This is a genomic window from Zooshikella sp. RANM57, from assembly GCF_050749885.1.
Taxonomy (GTDB): Bacteria; Pseudomonadota; Gammaproteobacteria; order Pseudomonadales; family Zooshikellaceae; genus Zooshikella.
On the sequence record NZ_JBOIUB010000005.1, the window covers coordinates 193,892 to 211,746 of the forward strand.

The following is a 17,855-nucleotide window of genomic DNA, read 5'->3' on the forward strand; positions in this document are numbered from 1 at the left end:
GACTTAGTAAAAAAGAAGGCCTTTATTAGGCCTTCTTTATTTAAACAGTACATACTAAATATATTTATGAGCGTGGACGGAGATGGGCTAACCAACGGTGTTCTAACTGCTTAAACACCCCAATAATCAGGAATGTCAGCATCATATAAAGCAAGCCTGCAAATATAAATGCTTCAAAAGGGGTATAAAAACGTGAATAAATGACACGTGCAACCCCTGTAATATCCATGATTGTCACCACCCCCGCAATGGCAGAACCATGAAGCATAAAAACTACTTCATTACTATAAGCTGGCAAAGCTCGCCTAAAGGCACTGGGTAAAATAATGCGGTAAAATGTCTGAAAATAACTCATGCCATACGCTTTAGCCGCTTCAATTTCACCTCTGGGTGTTTCTTTCATCGCCCCACGAATAATTTCTGTTGTATACGCGGCCGTGTTCAATGTAAAAGCAACAAGGGCACAATAATAGGCATCCTTGAAAAAAGCCCCTATGGATGAGGCATTTAAATCAATAAATTGGCCCATCCCATAATAAATTAAAAAGAGCTGTACCAGTAATGGAGTTCCTCTAAAAAAATAAGTATAAAGCCAAACTGGCCAGGCGACCCAACGGTTTTTGGATAAGCGTAAAACAGCCAATGGCACAGCCATACATAACCCAATCACTAGGGAAATAAACACCAGCTGAACGGTCATGACCAGACCATCAAAATACATCGGGAGATTATCAAGTACTACATTGTAATCAACATATTGGAGAATAACTTCTTTAAAATCCACGAGTTTAGGCCTCCCGACTGACACTGGCACTAAAGTGACGCTCAGCCCAGTTCAATAATAAAATTGAAACAGTAGTATACAATAAGAAAATCAAACAAACCGCAAAATAAAATGTAAACGGTTCTTGCGTTGAACCAGAGGCAAGCTGTGCTTTTCTGACCATATCTTCAAGCCCAATAATCGCCACTAATGCTGTTGTTTTAAGTAAAACTAACCAGTTATTACCAAAACCAGGTAACGCATGACGCATCATTTGTGGAAATAAAATCCGTCGAAAAATCAGCCATGGACTCATACCATAAGCCTTACCTGCTTCAAGCTGACCTTGGTCGACAGCCATGATGGCGCCTCTAAATGTTTCAGCCATATAAGCACCAAAAATAAAGCCGATGGTGAGTACACCTGCTATAAATGGGTTTACATCAATATATTCCTCATAGCCTACCGACTCAGCAATAACGTTAACAAGCATTTGGCCGCCATAAAAAATTAATAGCATTAAAACCAAATCCGGAATGCCCCGTATCACAGTGGTATAAATAGTACCAATGACGCGCAAAGGTAACGCTTTTGATAGTTTGGCCAGTGCTGTCAGAATACCCAAAACAACTGAAATTAACAAAGACCACAATGCAACCTGCAATGTAACCCAAGCACCACTCACTAAACTGGCTTCATAGCCATGCAAACCTAGCATGATTGTTACTTCTCACTATCTTTATTTACTATGGAATTTGACGTATTTATCTGCAAAAAAACAAATAAATACGCCAAAGCATCAAATGTTATTGTCCGTAAATATCGAAATCAAAATAGCGTTTTTGAATTTTATCGTAGGTACCATCTGCACGGATTTGCTTAATAGCCTTATTAAACAGGTCTTTCAGATCTTTATTTTGTTTACGAATGGCAATGCCAATACCTTCACCAAACCATTTTTGATCACTGATTGTCGGGCCAAAAAATTCGTAACTATCCCCACCATCTTTTTTTAAAAAACCATCAGATAGCGGAATAATATCACCTAATAACAAGTCCAAACGTCCCGCTTTCATATCCAGGTAAGCTTCATCTTGTGTACTGTAACGTTTAATTGTCACAGCTTGCCCATAAACATCCGTTAAATAACGATCAGAGGTGGTAGAACGTTGTACACCAACCACTTTCCCCTTTAAACCTTCAGGGGAAATAACGATGTTAACTCCTTTTTTCCGAACAAAGCGGACAGGGGTATGATAATACTTATCAGTAAAATCTACTTTTTGCTTACGTTCTTCAGTAATCGACATTGATGCAATAATGGCATCAAACTTTCGTGATAGTAAAGCGGGAATCATTCCATCCCAGTCCTGGGGTACCATCTTACATTTCACCTTCATGGACTGGCATAATGCATTGGCAATTTCAATATCAAATCCCTTAACTTCACCTGATTCTGTCGTATAACTAAAAGGAGGATATGCACCTTCAACACCTATCCGTATAGTTTTCCATTCCTTTGCAGCAGCGGTCGCTGAAAGTGTTAACACGACAGCCATCATCAGTATTTTCTTCATAAAGTGACTCCTGCTTGTTGTCTTTATTGTTTTTCCATGGTTAACAGCGTAGCTAAAAATATACTGGCTACGACGTTAATAGCTGGTTGACAGGAATTGTTGAAGACGTTCAGTTTGTGGATTATTAAATAATTCCTGAGGAGGGCCTTGCTCTGCAATTAACCCCTGGTGCAAAAACATCACATGATTAGATACATCCCGAGCAAAAGCCATTTCGTGGGTGACTATAATCATAGTACGCCCTTCTTCTGCCAGATCATGCATGACTTTTAAAACTTCACCGACAAGCTCTGGATCAAGTGCCGAGGTTGGCTCATCAAATAACATGACTTCAGGATCAACAGCTAATGCCCTGGCAATAGCCGCTCGTTGTTGTTGACCTCCTGATAGCTGCCCTGGATAGTAATCTCGACGCTCATAAATGCCTACTTTCTGCAATAAATGCTCCGCTGCTTCGATAGCCTGTTTTTTAGGTATTTTCAGCACATGTATTGGCGCCTCAACGATGTTTTGCAAAATAGTCATATGTGACCATAGATTAAAACTTTGAAAAACCATTGATAAACGTGCTCGAATACGCTCAACCTGTTTAGCATCAGCAGGAATGGTATTTCCTGAACGGTCCTGTTTCATTTCGATTAGTTCACCATGAACTTTAACCAATCCAGACGTGGGAATTTCCAGCATATTAATGCAACGAAGAAAGGTACTTTTTCCAGAACCAGAGGAGCCTATCATGGAAATCACTTCACCTTTTTCCGCAGTGAGTGATACCCCTTTTAGTACTTCGTGGGCGCCAAAATATTTATGAATATCTTCAAGCTCTAAGGCAGGTACTTCTGTCATTATTTTTCTCGCCCCTGGAAAGGGGTTACTCCTTTATAAATGATACACAAGGTACAACCGCCTATTTCGAAAAGCACACTAGGCTGTACTACCCGACTACTTAGTGGCTATTAGTGTCTGATTTTTTAAGCATTACTAAAAAACGACAAGAGACGTTTTTGAAACGCTTATATCAGAAAGTCATTACGCACTAAGTATTAAGACCGATTGTACATAAAATTTATTATTTTTGTAGCGCATCACACTTTTGGCAGATTAAATGCCATAAAACGTTCACTTATAAGCTTGACTTTTGATTAATAGCTAAAAAACTCTACTCAAGTAAAAACCACAAGCATGATACGTATTAACCGTATTCTATATTCGGTTTGCACAAACATACCAGATAATCATCTAACCTAATGTCGCAAATAAGTCTATCTTTTACACATTCGCGACCATTCTTAGTAAAAATGACTTACTAGATATCAAAAGCTTGAGCTAATTCTAATTTTATCGCTGATGCTGCTCGTGACTACCAAACAATGTTCCTGTGGGTGGTTGCTGACTGCGCTCTTGCTGTTTAACCCGCTCCTGCCTAGGGGTTATACCAAAATGATTACGGTAGGTCGTACTGAAGTGAGAGGCTGTGGCAAAGCCACACATGGTTCCAACTTGCGCAATGGGTTTATCTGTTTGCTGCAATAATTGCCTAGCGCGTTCCAATCTCAGCTGTAAATAGTATTTTGAGGGTACACTTTGCAGATGTTTTCGAAAAAGCCGTTCTAAGTGCCGTCGAGATAAGCCTACATGATAAGCAAGATCATCCGTACTCAATGGTTCTTCAATATTAGCCTCCATAAGGGTTACGGCTTCTATCAGTTTTGAGTGGCTGGTGCCAATACGTACTTTGAGAGGAATACGCTGAGGATCTTCACCAGGTCGAATTCGCTCACATACAAACTGTTCAGAAATTGTTGAGGCTAATTCCAGGCTATGATGCTTACCTATCAAAAACAGCATCATATCCATAGCGGCAGTACCTCCACTGCAGGTATAGCGCTGACCATCAATTTCAAACAAATTGCTGGTCACTCGTGTCTGGGGAAACTCCTCCCGCAAACTCACTAGGTCCCACCAATGGATTGTCGCCTTATAGCCATCTAATAACCCAGCACACGCAAGCACATAACTACCTGTACCAATACCACCAATAGCCATGTTGCCATGTTGATGTTTTCGCAACCAGGCAATCACACTCTCATTACCCGTTCGAGCAACAGGACTTGCACCACAGACAAATATTGCATCCAACTCAGGAATAGCTTCCAAGCTACAGTCAGCCAGGGTAGAAACGCCACTACTACTCGCTACAGCCTCTCCATCAGCACTAATTACCGTACACTCATAGAGTTCTTGCTCTGTAACCCAATTTGCCATCCTAAGTGGCTCTATCGCTGACGAAAAAGCAATCAATGAAAAATTAGGCAATAGCAGAAAACCAAAATGTAGTGGTTTCGCTGATACCTTTTCTTGTGCGTTATGGTGTTGTACTTCAAACACAACCATAGGGCATCTTGTCTCTTTATTCTGTTATCAATTAGCAATAGACCTAACCAAGCATATTATTCAATAACCCATAGAATGATTCGCCACAACAGCAAAATGGAGGGTATCGAACATTAGCTTGGTACGGTAAGTAGGCAAAATTTCACACACCATAGCCCAAAAACGAAAAAATGTCATATGCACATAACAACTTGTCGCATCCTTTAAAAAAATTAGCTATGCCTTCACATGGACAATAGCTCATAATCCAGCCTAGCCAAGAAAAAAATACCCAGCTTGTGCGTGTAGAAGCGTTGTTTTCATCACATAGCACATGTGAAGCATAAATAAGTGTGATGAACGCAACTGTAGCCCAATAAAGCAAAAATAATGGCTGCTGGATAATTATACTACACCACAACTGTAATATTTCGCCTATGTACTACCAGAACCAAATCTATGAGCAGTCAGAATCAAAATAAATACGACATTATACGTCAAATCCAGCAACGCCTTAGTGCTCAGCTGTCACCTGACCTAGTCAAACCTGTCAACGCACTGGCCTATCACTTTTATCGAGAAAGTATTAGCCGAGAACTGGTTCAAGCTCCAATTGATAAGCTTTGTGGGGCTATTATGAGCCTATGGGATTTTGCCCAACAACGTACCAGTAAACCAGCTATCCGCGCCTATAACCCTACCTTTGAAGAACATGGTTGGGAATCTCGGCATACTATTATTGAGATTATTGCTGCTGACCAACCCTTTTTAGTGTCATCTATTTCTATGGCATTAAATGCTGGCGAATTTTTCATTCACCGCATTACCCACCCTGTCATCCCTGTCGTCCGCGATAGTCATGGTGTGATCACCGATATTCCTGCCCCAGAAGACGTCCAATCTGACACTCCTTTTGAAGCCGTAATGCGTTTCGAAGTTGCGCGGGTGCTTGATCAAACCGTGCTAGACGATATGGTGCAACGTATTGAATGGGTACTTCAGGAAGTCAACCTGGCAGTAACTGACTGGCAAACCATGCTTAGCAACATGAAAACGGCTTGTGATGATTTAACCAAAGCTTCAATCCCAGGGTTAGACAGTAACGAGCAACAAGAAATTGTTGCTTTCTTAAAGTGGGTAATGGACAGCCACTTTACCTTTGTTGGCTTCCGTGCTTATACCCTTAGCTCTAATCCTCAAAGCCCTACAGGAAAAATGGTTCTGCAGGCAGATGAAAGTCTTGGCACATTCCGTAATATTGATAATCAAACTACCCGTGAACTGACATTGTCACCCTACTTGCTACAGCGAATGCTTGCTCCTTTCCCGCTGATTCTAACTAAGTCTACGACAATGTCATCTGTTCACCGCCCTGCTCACCTTGATTACATTGGTATCAAGCGGTTCAACAAACAGGGACAGGTGATTGGTGAATGGCGCTTTTTTGGCTTGTACTCTTCTTCTGCATACGCTGCACCTTATCAAGACATTCCGTTATTACGCCGCAAAGCTCAGCGTCTTATTGATACCATCCATATTCCAGCCAATAGTCACAAAGGTAAAATTCTACGGAATATTTTGAACCATTATCCTCGTGATGAAATGCTTCAAGCTGACTATGAGCAACTGAATGATACAGTACAAGGCATTTTAGAAACCCAGGAAAGACGACAGTTACGGCTATTTATTCGCCCTGACATCTACGGACGCTTTATTTCTGCGCTCGTTTTTGTACCACGTGACCGTTATAACACCGAAGTACGTATGCGGATGCAAGAAATTCTACTGCAAAGCTTTAACGGTCAAAGCGTCGAATTTAATGTTCAGTTTTCCGAGCAAGTCTCTGCTCGAGTGCACTTTACTATCCACTGTGAAAATGCTCACGAGCAAGAATACAACATCGATGAAATCGAAATGCAGATGACGAAAGCCATGTTGTCCTGGGCTGACAATCTGCATCTTTCACTACAAAGTCGTGTTGGAGAGGCTGAAGCGAATCGCTTATTCCGTCGCTATGGCAACGCATTTCCAGCGGGTTATCAGGCTGATTTCACTGTCGCCAGAGCGGCTGCCGATATACAACATTTGGAGAGTGTACTTTCTGGCCAAATCATTAGCACTTACCTTTATCGTCCTTACACCAGTGCTGGCAATCTCCATTTTAAAGTGATCGGCCGTGGTGATTTTATGGCATTATCTGATGTGCTGCCTATTTTAGAGCACATGGGGGTTAAAGTACTAAGTGCCCACCCTTATGCTATCAAATGTACAGACTGTGCAACCTGCTGGATCCTCGACTTTAATATTGCCACGATCAGTGCAATCGATTTAGACAACAATAGTGCCAAACAAGAGTTTCAAACCACCTTCATTGAGGCCTACCAGGAACGCATTGAAAATGATGGTTTCAATAAACTGGTGGTTGCAGCTGCGCTAACATGCCGACAAGTGGTGATGCTTCGTGCTATCTGCAAATATTTGCTTCAGCTTAAAGTACCCTTCAGTCAGGCTTACATGGAAACAACCCTGGCGAATAACCCGATTATTACCCGACAACTGGTGGAATTATTCAGTCAGCGTTTTGACCCGAGCCAACCCGTCAATGAAGAGCGCTGTCAAGAGCTACAACAGAATATCCAGGCTGCTCTGGATGCTGTGGCCAACTTGGATGAAGACCGTATTTTAAGACACTATCTTGAAGTTATCCTGGCTATGTTACGCACTAACTTTTATGTGCAAGATCAGGCCAACGATCTCAAACCTTATGTGTCCTTCAAACTGGCCCCTGAAAAAATTCCTACCGCACCACAGCCTCGCCCAGCCTATGAGATTTTTGTATATGCGCCCTGGGTAGAAGGCGTACACATGCGTGGTAGTAAGGTAGCCCGTGGCGGGCTGAGATGGTCAGATCGCCGCGAAGACTTTCGTACCGAAATTCTTGGCCTGGTCAAAGCCCAAATGGTCAAAAACTCCGTTATTGTACCTTCTGGTGCAAAAGGTGGATTTGTGGCTAAACGCTTACCAGTCAGTGCTGAACGTGAGCAGATACAGGCCGAAGTAGAATATTGTTACCGCACATTTATTAGTGGTTTGCTGGATATCACTGATAACCTCGTTGACCAACAGCTCACACCACCCACTCAAGTGCTCCGCTATGATGATGACGATCCTTACTTGGTAGTCGCTGCAGACAAAGGTACCGCAACCTTCTCAGACTTAGCTAATGAAGTAGCAATGAGCTATGGCTTCTGGCTAGGTGATGCATTTGCCTCCGGTGGCAGTAATGGTTATGACCATAAAAAAATGGGCATTACTGCTCGCGGCGCATGGGAATCAGTCAAACGCCTATTTAAAGAGATCAGTATAGATACACAACAACAAGACTTTACCTGTGTTGGTATTGGTGACATGTCAGGCGATGTATTTGGTAATGGTATGTTGCTCTCTAAACACATTCGTCTTGTGGCCGCCTTTAACCATCAGCACATTTTTATCGACCCTACACCCGATGCCGCAAGCAGCTTTGTTGAACGTCAGCGGCTATTCAACCTTCCTCGTTCAAGTTGGCTCGATTACAACACACAATTAGTGTCACAAGGTGGTGGAATCTATCCTCGATCAGCAAAAGTCATCGAACTTTCAACAGAAGCCAGACAAGCACTTGGCATTGAGAAGCAAAAACTTACACCAAATGAGTTGGTCAAACACATTCTGCAAGCACCAGTTGACCTCCTCTGGAATGGTGGCATTGGCACTTATGTTAAAGCCAGTACTGAGACCCATAGCGATGTTGGTGATAAAGCAAATGACAGTGTGCGCATCAATGCCAACCAGCTTAAATGTAAAGTCATTGGTGAAGGTGGGAACCTGGGCTTTACCCAGCTGAGTCGAATTGAGTTTGCGCGCCGAGGTGGATTAGTCACCACCGATGCTAGCGATAACTCAGCAGGTGTCGATTGTTCAGACCATGAAGTCAACATCAAGATTGTTGTTGATCAAGTCGTCAATCAAGGTGACTTAACCCAGAAACAACGTAACAAGTTGCTGGCGGATATGACAGATCATGTTGCATCACTGGTTCTGAAACATAACGTTCAACAAAGCCAGATTCTTAGCTTGATTAATGCTAAAGGCGTACAATTACTCAATGACCAAACGCGTCTACTGAGACTGCTGGAAAAAGAAAAACGTCTAAAACGTAAACTGGAATACCTACCCAACGAAGATCAACTGCAGGAACGTGCTCAAACCCAGGAAGGGTTAACACGACCAGAACTCTCTGTACTGTTGGCTTACAGCAAGATTCATTTATCCGATGCGTTAAAAGAAGAACGTATAGGCGATGATCCTTACTTTGCACAACAAATACAGGATTATTTCCCTTCACCGTTAATAGAACGCTGTTTATCTGCTGTTAAACAACACCCCCTGCATAATGAAATCATTGCTACTCACGTTACCAATATTGTGGGTAACCGTATGGGACCCAGCTTTATTATGCGCGTTCAAGAACAAGCTAACTGCTCAGCACTGGCGATTGTTCGAGCCTTTATTGCAACAACCCAGCTCTTTAATATTGATCAAATCTGGCAATCCGTTGACCAACTTACCACTGAGGTTAGCTATCCTACACAGTGCAACCTGTACTCCGTACTGCAAGAAATGACAGAAAAAGTAACACTGTGGTTGCTACGACATGGGGGCCATCCTTTAGATGTCGAAGCCACGGTTCAAAAATATTTGCCAGGCCTCGCTTATATCCGTCAGCAATTACATTCTCTACTACACGGTGAACTGGCCACTGCGTATCAGCAACGTGTCAATCACTACTTAGAGCAACATGTACCAGAGTCTATTGCAGCAGCCTGTGCCAGCCTTTCATTTGAGTACAATAGCCTTGATATTGTCCATTTAGCATTACAAGAACAACAGGACGTCAACCATGCTGCACAACTTTTCTTCGCGCTTGAAGAAAAGCTGACCCTGCAATGGTTGCGCACCAGCATCACCGCGCTACCCCAGCGCAACGTCTGGCAGCGAAAAGCACGTAACACACTGGCTGATGAGCTGGATGCGGCATTAAGTCAAGTGACCTGTCATGTTCAACAACAAATTGCTCATGAGCGGGACCAGATTTTACCCTGCCTGGATAATTGGCTAGCACAAAAAACAAACACCTTACGACATAGTCAGTCTATCTGGGCCGATATTCAATCCAGTGCAGAGCCTGACTTGGCTATGTTATCAGTAGCCGTTCGAGAACTGCATAACTTGGCCTAACGGCACACAAAAACAACAAAACGCTTTACACAACAACAACGAGTAAAAACACAAGCGAGTAACGCAAACGAGGTAAAAGCATGACTGAAAAGCAGGTAACACGAGAAGTCTTTGACGCTGTCATGGTCCCAAACTATAACCCACAGAAAATTATTCCTGTGCGAGGTGAAGGATCTCGGATTTGGGACCAATCTGGCAAAGAGTACATTGACTTTGCAGGAGGCATTGCTGTTACCGCACTTGGACACTGTCATCCACGTCTGGTAAATGCCTTATCCCAACAAGCAAAAACACTCTGGCATTTATCCAATGTCTACACGAACGAGCCCGTACTCAAACTAGCGCAAAAACTTACTGAGCTAACATTCGCTGATAAAGTATTTTTCGCTAACTCAGGCGCTGAAGCGAATGAGGCTGCGTTCAAGTTAGTGCGAAAATACAGCTATGATCATGTAGGCCCAGAAAAAAATGAGATTATTTCATTTACCCAGTCCTTTCATGGTCGAACGTTATTCACGGTATCAGTGGGTGGCCAACCCAAATATAGAAAAGGGTTTGAGCCTGCTCCAGGTGGTATCCGCCATGCAGAGTTTAATGATCTAGCTTCTGTTGAAGCGGTTATTTCAGATAAAACCTGTGCAGTAGTGCTTGAGCCTATTCAAGGTGAAGGTGGAATTATCCCTGCCGATCCGGACTTTCTCCGCGGTGTTCGTGAACTGTGTGATAAGCACCAGGCCCTGTTAGTGTTTGATGAAGTCCAAACAGGGGTTGGTCGTACAGGTCACTTGTACGCCTATATGGAATATGATGTAGTGCCTGACATTCTGACCTCAGCCAAAGCACTAGGTTGTGGCTTCCCAATGGGTGCCATGCTGACCACAGATAAGGTTGCAAAAAGTCTGGTATTTGGCACTCATGGTAGTACATCAGGAGGCAACCCACTCGCATGCGCGGTTGCCAACGAAGTCATCGACATTATTAAAGAGCCTGCTCTGCTAAAAGGTGTCAGCGAAAAGAATCAACGTATTATTAATGGCCTCAATGCCATCAATGCTCAATATGGAATTTTCAAGGAAGTTCGTGGTAAAGGCTTATTGATTGGTGGCGCATTAAAGGATGAATGGCAAGGCCAAGCGGGCCGATTCTTACAAGCTGGGTTAGCGGAAGGTGTGATGGTGCTCGTTGCAGGCCCCAATGTTATACGCATGGCTCCCTCATTGATTATTCCAGACAGCGACATTGATCAAGGTCTTGCCTTGTTAGAAAAGGGTATTGCCAAAGTTGTTGCTGAAGGGCCAAACACATAGTCGTCCAAACACAGGCTGATAGAACAGGTAAGCACCCTCTTCCGTGCTTACCCATCAATCAGCTTATTTTTATACCCCCAACAGCATGGTAGCACTGGTTGGGGTTTCTTTATTAAGTGATGCGTTTTGCTAAAAACGCCTATTCTGCGACTTCACAAAATTATAATTTGTCCAAATAAAAATAGTCTGGGTCGCATCACTAACAATCCTTGTCTAGGCCCTGACAAGGAAATACGGAATAATCAAAAGTAAAAACAAAGGAAATTAGGAGTATGAGAGAGTCCCCGTTCTATGAATGGTTGAATTGGCTTGATAATCGCCAAGAAGAGATGCTGGCAGCGACCATTAACCTGGCAAATATTAATTCAGGCAGTCTGAATCATAATGGTGTTCAAACAGTCGGCGACGAGCTATGTAAACTGGCTGCTCCGCTTGCAGGCAAAGTTGAACAGATCCCTATGCCTGCACACCAAGTAATTGACGATAGTGGGCAAATCAAACAGTACCCCCTTGCCAATGCCATAAGAATTACTAAGCGTCCTCAAGCACCCATTAAAGTTTTCCTATGTGGTCATATGGATACTGTTTTTGCTATGGACCACCCATTTCAACAAGTCAAATGGCTGGACGAAAACACCATTAATGGACCAGGCGTTGCGGACTTAAAGGGCGGCTTAGTGGTCATGTTAAATGCACTGGCCTGTCTGGAGCGAAGCCCTCTTGCGGAACAAATTGGCTGGGAAATTCTTTTCAATCCAGATGAAGAAATTGGCTCTCCAGGATCTTCCACACTATTTGCAGAATGTGCCCAACGCAATCACATAGGGATGATTTATGAACCCTGTTTCCCTAATGGCGATTTTGCTGGCCAACGCAAAGGCAGTGGTAACTTTTCAATTGTTGTCACGGGCAAAGCAGCCCATGCTGGGCGAGAGCATCATTTGGGGCGTAATGCCATTCGAGCGATGGCAGACTTTATCTCTGCACTCGATGATTTCAACCAGCAACGGGAAACGATCACCGTTAATCCTGGTTATATTCATGGTGGTGGACCAGTCAACGTTGTACCTGATAACTGTGTCAGTCAATTTAATATTCGTACGACAACAGCCGAAGATGAAGCCTGGTGTCAGCAAAAACTCGCTGAATTGACAGCAAACATTAACCAGCGGGATGGTATCACACTTAAACTTCATGGCGGCTTTGGTCGGCCACCCAAGTGCTTAACAGCTGCCAATCAACGGCTCTTTTCACTCGCAAAACAATGTGGTCAGCAAATTGGCCTTGATTTAACTTGGCATCCTACTGGCGGATGTTGCGATGGAAACAACTTAGCTGCTTACGGCTTACCTAATATCGATACGCTTGGCGTTCAAGGCGGTAAAATTCATAGTGATCAGGAATATATGCTAGTCAGTAGTTTAGTTGAACGCGCAAAGCTAAGTGCTCTTATGCTTTTTCATTTAGCAAATGATCATCCTGAAAACTGGGAACGGGGGGAACATGCTCCAGGTTAGACCCATCCATCATAATGACTTACCAGCACTTGAACGACTTGCTGTGCTCAGTCGAGGTCGTCTGACAACGCTTCCTGCTCATCGAGACCATTTAAGTAGCATTATCAGTGCAACACAGCGTGCACTACAAAATCCTGCACCAGAATTAGCAGGAAATAGTTACCATTTTGTGCTGGAAAATACAGAAAATAAACAAATCATTGGCGTTGCAGGCATTGAGTCTGCCGTTGGTATTAACTGCCCTTTCTACAGTTACCGCTTAAGCGAAATTGTCCATGCTTCTGCAGAACTTCAAATTCACAACCGCATCCCAGCACTTCATTTATGCCAGGACTACGCAGGCAGTTCCCGACTCTGTACCTTTTTTATTGATCCAGAATATTTATCCAATACAACACGCCAGCTTTTGCTGAAAGCACGCCTGCTATTTATGGGCATTCATCGAAACCGATTTGCTGATAGAACAATCGCAGAACTACAAGGTGTTCTAGATAACCATCAACTGTCTCCTTTCTGGGAATGCCTTGGCCGTCATTTTTTCTCAATGGATATCAGTAAAGCAGTATTTCTGGTTGGTATTAATTCAAAAGCATTTATTGCCAGTATGATGCCTCAATACCCTGTATATGTGCCTTTACTTTCTCCTGAAGCCCAGGCTGTCTTAGGTCAACCTCGAGCGGATATGCAAACACATATGGCATTATTACAAGCGGAACACTTTTGTTACCGCCACTATCTGGATATTTTTGATGCTGGTCCAACGCTTGAAGTTGAAACAGATCAAGTTGAAACAATAAGACGCTTGAAGTCTATAACTATAAAGAAAATAACTACAACACCTACAGAAAATCCGGCACTACCATTATGTTTACTGAGTACCGGTGAACTAAAGAATTTTCGTTGTATACTTCGCCGAGCTGACCCGGAAAACCTACAACTTTCATGTGAAGAAGCTGAATGTTTAGGCACAGCAGAAAATGACCAGATTCAGTGCGTCACGCTTTGAAATTAAACCATTTATGGAGGTTATAATTCTCAAAAAATACTTTTAATAAATAATAGATAGAGAAAATAATGTAGTTAAAAAAAGAAGTCATCGCCTGTTACAGAAATAAAGTACAAATAGTCTGTAACACATAATAACAACTCTAGCGGAGATGAAGGTGTACTGCTATGCAAAACACTCAAATAGATAACCTGTTAAATGCAATGTGGCAAGATTATCTGGAACTTAATCCCGATGCACAACGTATATATAATTTATTTTCCTCGCACAATAGTGGCCAGGTGATTAACGATCATATTGCATTACGCACTTTCCAACACCCCAAAGTCACTATTGATAAAGTGGCTAGACCCTTTCTTGCTGCAGGTTACCAAGAATCAGGAGAATATCACTTCCCTGAAAAAAAATTATACGCAAAACATTTTCAGCATGAAGACAACACTTTACCAAAAGTGTTTATAAGCGAGTTATGTTTAGACCAACTCTCTTCACAGTCTAAACAGGCTATAGAAAATTTATTACAGTATTTAGATAGTAACAGTTTACTTCAGGATAATTTTTGTTATTCTGGCCGCCACTGGCCATTAACACTTTCCACTTATCAGCAATTGCTTGAAGAAAGTGAATATGCGGCCTGGACAGCAGCCTTTGGCTACCGTCCAAACCACTTTACGGTATTGGTCAATGCCTTGCGTTCTCACCAAACCCTGCAAGAGGTTAATAGCTTTCTTCAGCAACAGGGATTTACCCTAAATAGTAGTGGCGGACTCATCAAAGGCTCGCCAGAAGTTTTTCTGGAGCAATCATCAACGTTAGCCAATAAAATTGAGGTTACCTTTGATGATACAACAGCAGTTATTCCTAGCTGTTTTTACGAATTTGCTTTGCGCTATCCGATGGATAATGGTGAACTTTACCAAGGGTTTGTTGCTGCATCTGCAGATAAAATCTTTGAAAGTACTAATGTCAAAATAGCTATGGCTAATTGATGAAAAAGTGCATTTTTAACGTTGCCCAAAAGTTTTTAATTGCACTTTTTTGTCATAAACAACATTACATTGTAAATACCCTCAGAGAAAGGTATAAACAGTGGCAACCTTAAATGCTTAAGTATTGTAAATATTCACTTACAGGGTATTTTCATTTTTGCATTCCTTAAAGATCGACTTGCAAGCGGTCTAGAAAAGAAGGGGGATAAAAATCAAAGCCCCCCACCTGAACTTATGCTCAGGAAAGTATAAAAAAGAGTATTTTTCTAATAAAAACAGGTTATTGGCAATTAAAATATTCGCGTTATTCTCAAGCTTTTAAAGAAAACGCTTAGCCAGGTTAAACCAAATAAGTCAATAAGCCTGAAGAACTATTTACTGATTAGGAGGCACCATATTTTTGGTGATAATGACCCCATGATGATTATTCGCCCCATCAACCAAAATGACTATGAACGCCTATACGATTTAGCAGAAAAAACAGGCACTGGATTTACTTCTCTACAGCCCAATGAAGCACAACTTAAACAGAAGATTACTGTTTCTGAAGATGCTATTGCTATGGATGAGCCAGAGTCACCAGGAGAAGAAACCTATTTATTTGTACTTGAGGATACAACAACACATCAGGTGGTCGGCATTTGTGGCGTTGCTGCTGCCGTTGGACTTTCTGAACCCTGGTACAATTACCATCTAGGTACCTTAGTTCACGCCTCAAGAGAGTTAAAAGTACATAACATTGTGCACACACTCCGGTTATCCAATGATCATACTGGCTATACTGAACTGTGCTCACTATTCCTCGACCCCGAATACCGCCATAGTGGAAATGGCAGTTTATTATCAAAATCGCGTTATGCCTTTATGGCACAATTTCCTAACCGCTTTGGTAAACAAGTATGTGCAGAAATGCGAGGTGTATCAGATGAAGAAGGCAGATCTCCCTTTTGGGAAGCATTAGGACGCCCTTTCTTTTCAATGGACTTCGCTCATGCTGATTACTTAACGGGTATTGGTGAAAAAGTTTTTATCGCCGAGTTGATGCCCAAACACCTGATTTATACAAATTTATTACCCGAATCAGCCCAAGCTGTGATAGGCGAAGTTCACGAAAATACACGCCCCGCCTTACGCATGTTAGAAAGCGAAGGGTTCCGCTATGAAGGCTATGTCGATATTTTTGATGCAGGCCCGACTGTTACCTGTCACTTCGATGATATTCGCGCAATTAGAGCAAGTCGTGAAGTCAAAGTGAAAGTAGCCTCTACTCTCCCCTCAAGTGATACAACATACGTCATTAGCAACACGCAACTAAAAGATTTTCGCTGTGGCATGTTACCGCTAGTAGAAAGCAATGGAATGGTGATGATTTCTCCAGAGGATGCGGCCGAACTTAAGCTTAACAACGGCGATCATGCAAGAATCTTTGAAATTTCTAGTGGGAGAGAACAGCAATGAGCAACTTGAGTGTAATGATTAATGGCCAATGGCAGTCAGGTCAAGGTGAAGCCATGCTCTCTTTAAACCCAGCTAACGGTGAAGTTATCTGGGAAGGAAAAAGCGCATCTACCGATCAGGTGGAACAAGCTGTCAACGCTGCGAGACAGGCTTTTGTGAGTTGGTCAAAGACCTCTTTTGCCGAGCGCGAAGCACTCGTACAAAAATTTGCAAAATTATTGGATGAACAGCGTGATCACCTGTCCCAAATCATTTCCCAGGAAACAGGGAAACCATTGTGGGAAACATCGACTGAAGTCGCGGCTATGATTGGTAAAGTGGCTATTTCCATCAAAGCTTACCATGAGCGGACAGGTACACATTCTAATGAAACGCCTGCAGGAACAGCTGTCCTGAGACACAAACCTCATGGTGTCGTAGCGGTTTTTGGTCCCTATAATTTTCCTGGACACTTACCAAATGGCCATATTATTCCTGCTTTGTTAGCAGGTAATGCCATAGTATTTAAACCCAGCGAACTTACACCACTCGTTGCAGAAACAACATTAAAAATTTGGCAACAAGCAGGTCTACCAGAGGGTGTCATTAATCTCCTCCAAGGCGAAAAAAATACGGGTATAGCCCTCGCAAATCATCCTCAAATTGATGGATTGTTTTTTACAGGTAGCTCTAATACAGGACATTTGTTGCATAAACAGTTTGCAGGCCACCCAGGAAAAATTCTTGCGCTGGAAATGGGAGGCAATAACCCACTCATTATTGACCATGTTGAAAATATCACCGCAGCCATTCACGAAACCATTCAATCTGCTTATATTTCTGCGGGTCAGCGTTGTACTTGTGCACGCCGTTTGTTTGTACCCAACAATGCGTGGGGAAATGAATTTATACAACAGCTAACCACTGCAGTTGAAAAAATTATTGTTGGCTCACCTGATACCAATCCTCAACCATTTATTGGTCCAGTAATTTCTTCAAATGCAGCAGATCAACTGCTTGCCGCACAAGAAAAGTTGATTGCTTTAGGTGGCAAGCCACTGGTCTTAATGAAAAAATTAAAAGAAAATACAGGTCTCATCACTCCTGGCCTGATTGATCTTTCCCCATCAACAGATATTCCTGATGAAGAACATTTTGGTCCTTTACTAAAAGTATATCGTTATGACTCATTTGAAGAGGCCATTGATCAAGCTAATAACACACAGTATGGTTTATCGGCTGGGCTACTTTCTGATAGTCGTGATTGCTATGAGTACTTTTTACAGCATATTCGTGCAGGCATTGTAAATTGGAATAAACAAACCACCGGAGCAAGTAGTGCTGCACCTTTTGGTGGTATTGGTGCAAGTGGCAACCATCGACCCAGTGCTTATTATGCAGCAGATTACTGTGCTTATCCTGTTGCTAGTATGGAGGTCTCAGATCTCACCCTACCCAACACGCTATCTCCAGGTTTATCCCTATAATAATATTTCATTAACCCTATACTTAACACGGATAGATAGAGGCTATTGGTATACCAAAAGCCTCTACTTATTAATGTTATAAAATGAGTTAAACGACAGTTAAGTTATTAAAGAGAGAT

The 17,855-nt window shown here is 42.4% G+C and carries 12 protein-coding genes; 7 read left to right on the top strand and 5 right to left on the bottom strand.

The window, feature by feature from the left end:
• Nucleotides 1-64: 64 nt before the first annotated feature.
• From ACQ96U_RS12610 to ACQ96U_RS12630, 5 genes are all read right to left on the bottom strand, one after another.
• Nucleotides 65-721, bottom strand: a complete 657-nt coding sequence (locus ACQ96U_RS12610; RefSeq protein ID WP_431721782.1) for an ABC transporter permease — start codon at nt 719-721, stop codon at nt 65-67.
• Between the two features lie 67 nt (nt 722-788).
• Entirely contained in the window at nt 789-1,481 is a 693-nt protein-coding gene (locus ACQ96U_RS12615) for an ABC transporter permease (RefSeq protein WP_431721610.1), read from the bottom strand.
• Between the two features lie 88 nt (nt 1,482-1,569).
• Complete coding sequence (locus ACQ96U_RS12620; RefSeq protein ID WP_431721611.1) at nt 1,570-2,340, bottom strand: ABC transporter substrate-binding protein; 771 nt, start codon at nt 2,338-2,340, stop codon at nt 1,570-1,572.
• A gap of 75 nt (nt 2,341-2,415) precedes the next feature.
• Nucleotides 2,416-3,186 carry an ABC transporter ATP-binding protein gene (locus ACQ96U_RS12625; protein ID WP_431721612.1) on the bottom strand — a complete coding sequence of 257 codons (771 nt, stop codon included), beginning with the start codon at nt 3,184-3,186 and terminating at the stop codon, nt 2,416-2,418.
• A 492-nt stretch (nt 3,187-3,678) separates the two neighbouring features.
• Entirely contained in the window at nt 3,679-4,734 is a 1,056-nt protein-coding gene (locus tag ACQ96U_RS12630) for a GlxA family transcriptional regulator (RefSeq protein WP_431721613.1), read from the bottom strand.
• A gap of 438 nt (nt 4,735-5,172) precedes the next feature.
• On the opposite strand from ACQ96U_RS12630, the gene ACQ96U_RS12635 reads away from it, so the two are divergent.
• The 7 genes from ACQ96U_RS12635 (at nt 5,173) to astD (ending at nt 17,736) form a co-directional block, all read left to right on the top strand.
• Nucleotides 5,173-9,993, top strand: a complete 4,821-nt coding sequence (locus tag ACQ96U_RS12635; protein ID WP_431721614.1) for an NAD-glutamate dehydrogenase — start codon at nt 5,173-5,175, stop codon at nt 9,991-9,993.
• An 80-nt stretch (nt 9,994-10,073) separates the two neighbouring features.
• Entirely contained in the window at nt 10,074-11,300 is a 1,227-nt protein-coding gene (locus ACQ96U_RS12640; RefSeq protein WP_431721615.1) for an aspartate aminotransferase family protein, read from the top strand.
• A 272-nt stretch (nt 11,301-11,572) separates the two neighbouring features.
• Complete coding sequence (locus tag ACQ96U_RS12645) at nt 11,573-12,817, top strand: hydrolase (RefSeq protein WP_431721616.1); 1,245 nt, start codon at nt 11,573-11,575, stop codon at nt 12,815-12,817.
• Entirely contained in the window at nt 12,804-13,823 is a 1,020-nt protein-coding gene (locus tag ACQ96U_RS12650; protein ID WP_431721617.1) for an arginine N-succinyltransferase, read from the top strand. Before ACQ96U_RS12645 ends, ACQ96U_RS12650 begins: the two co-directional genes overlap by 14 nt.
• 167 nt (nt 13,824-13,990) lie before the next feature.
• Nucleotides 13,991-14,812, top strand: coding sequence for a DUF1338 domain-containing protein (locus ACQ96U_RS12655; RefSeq protein ID WP_431721618.1), 822 nt, complete (start codon nt 13,991-13,993; stop codon nt 14,810-14,812).
• A gap of 417 nt (nt 14,813-15,229) precedes the next feature.
• Entirely contained in the window at nt 15,230-16,270 is a 1,041-nt protein-coding gene (gene astA, locus ACQ96U_RS12660; protein WP_431721619.1) for an arginine N-succinyltransferase, read from the top strand.
• On the top strand, nt 16,267-17,736 hold the full coding sequence (gene astD / locus ACQ96U_RS12665) for a succinylglutamate-semialdehyde dehydrogenase (protein WP_431721620.1): 1,470 nt from the start codon (nt 16,267-16,269) through the stop codon (nt 17,734-17,736). Before astA ends, astD begins: the two co-directional genes overlap by 4 nt.
• The last annotated feature ends 119 nt before the right edge of the window (nt 17,737-17,855 follow it).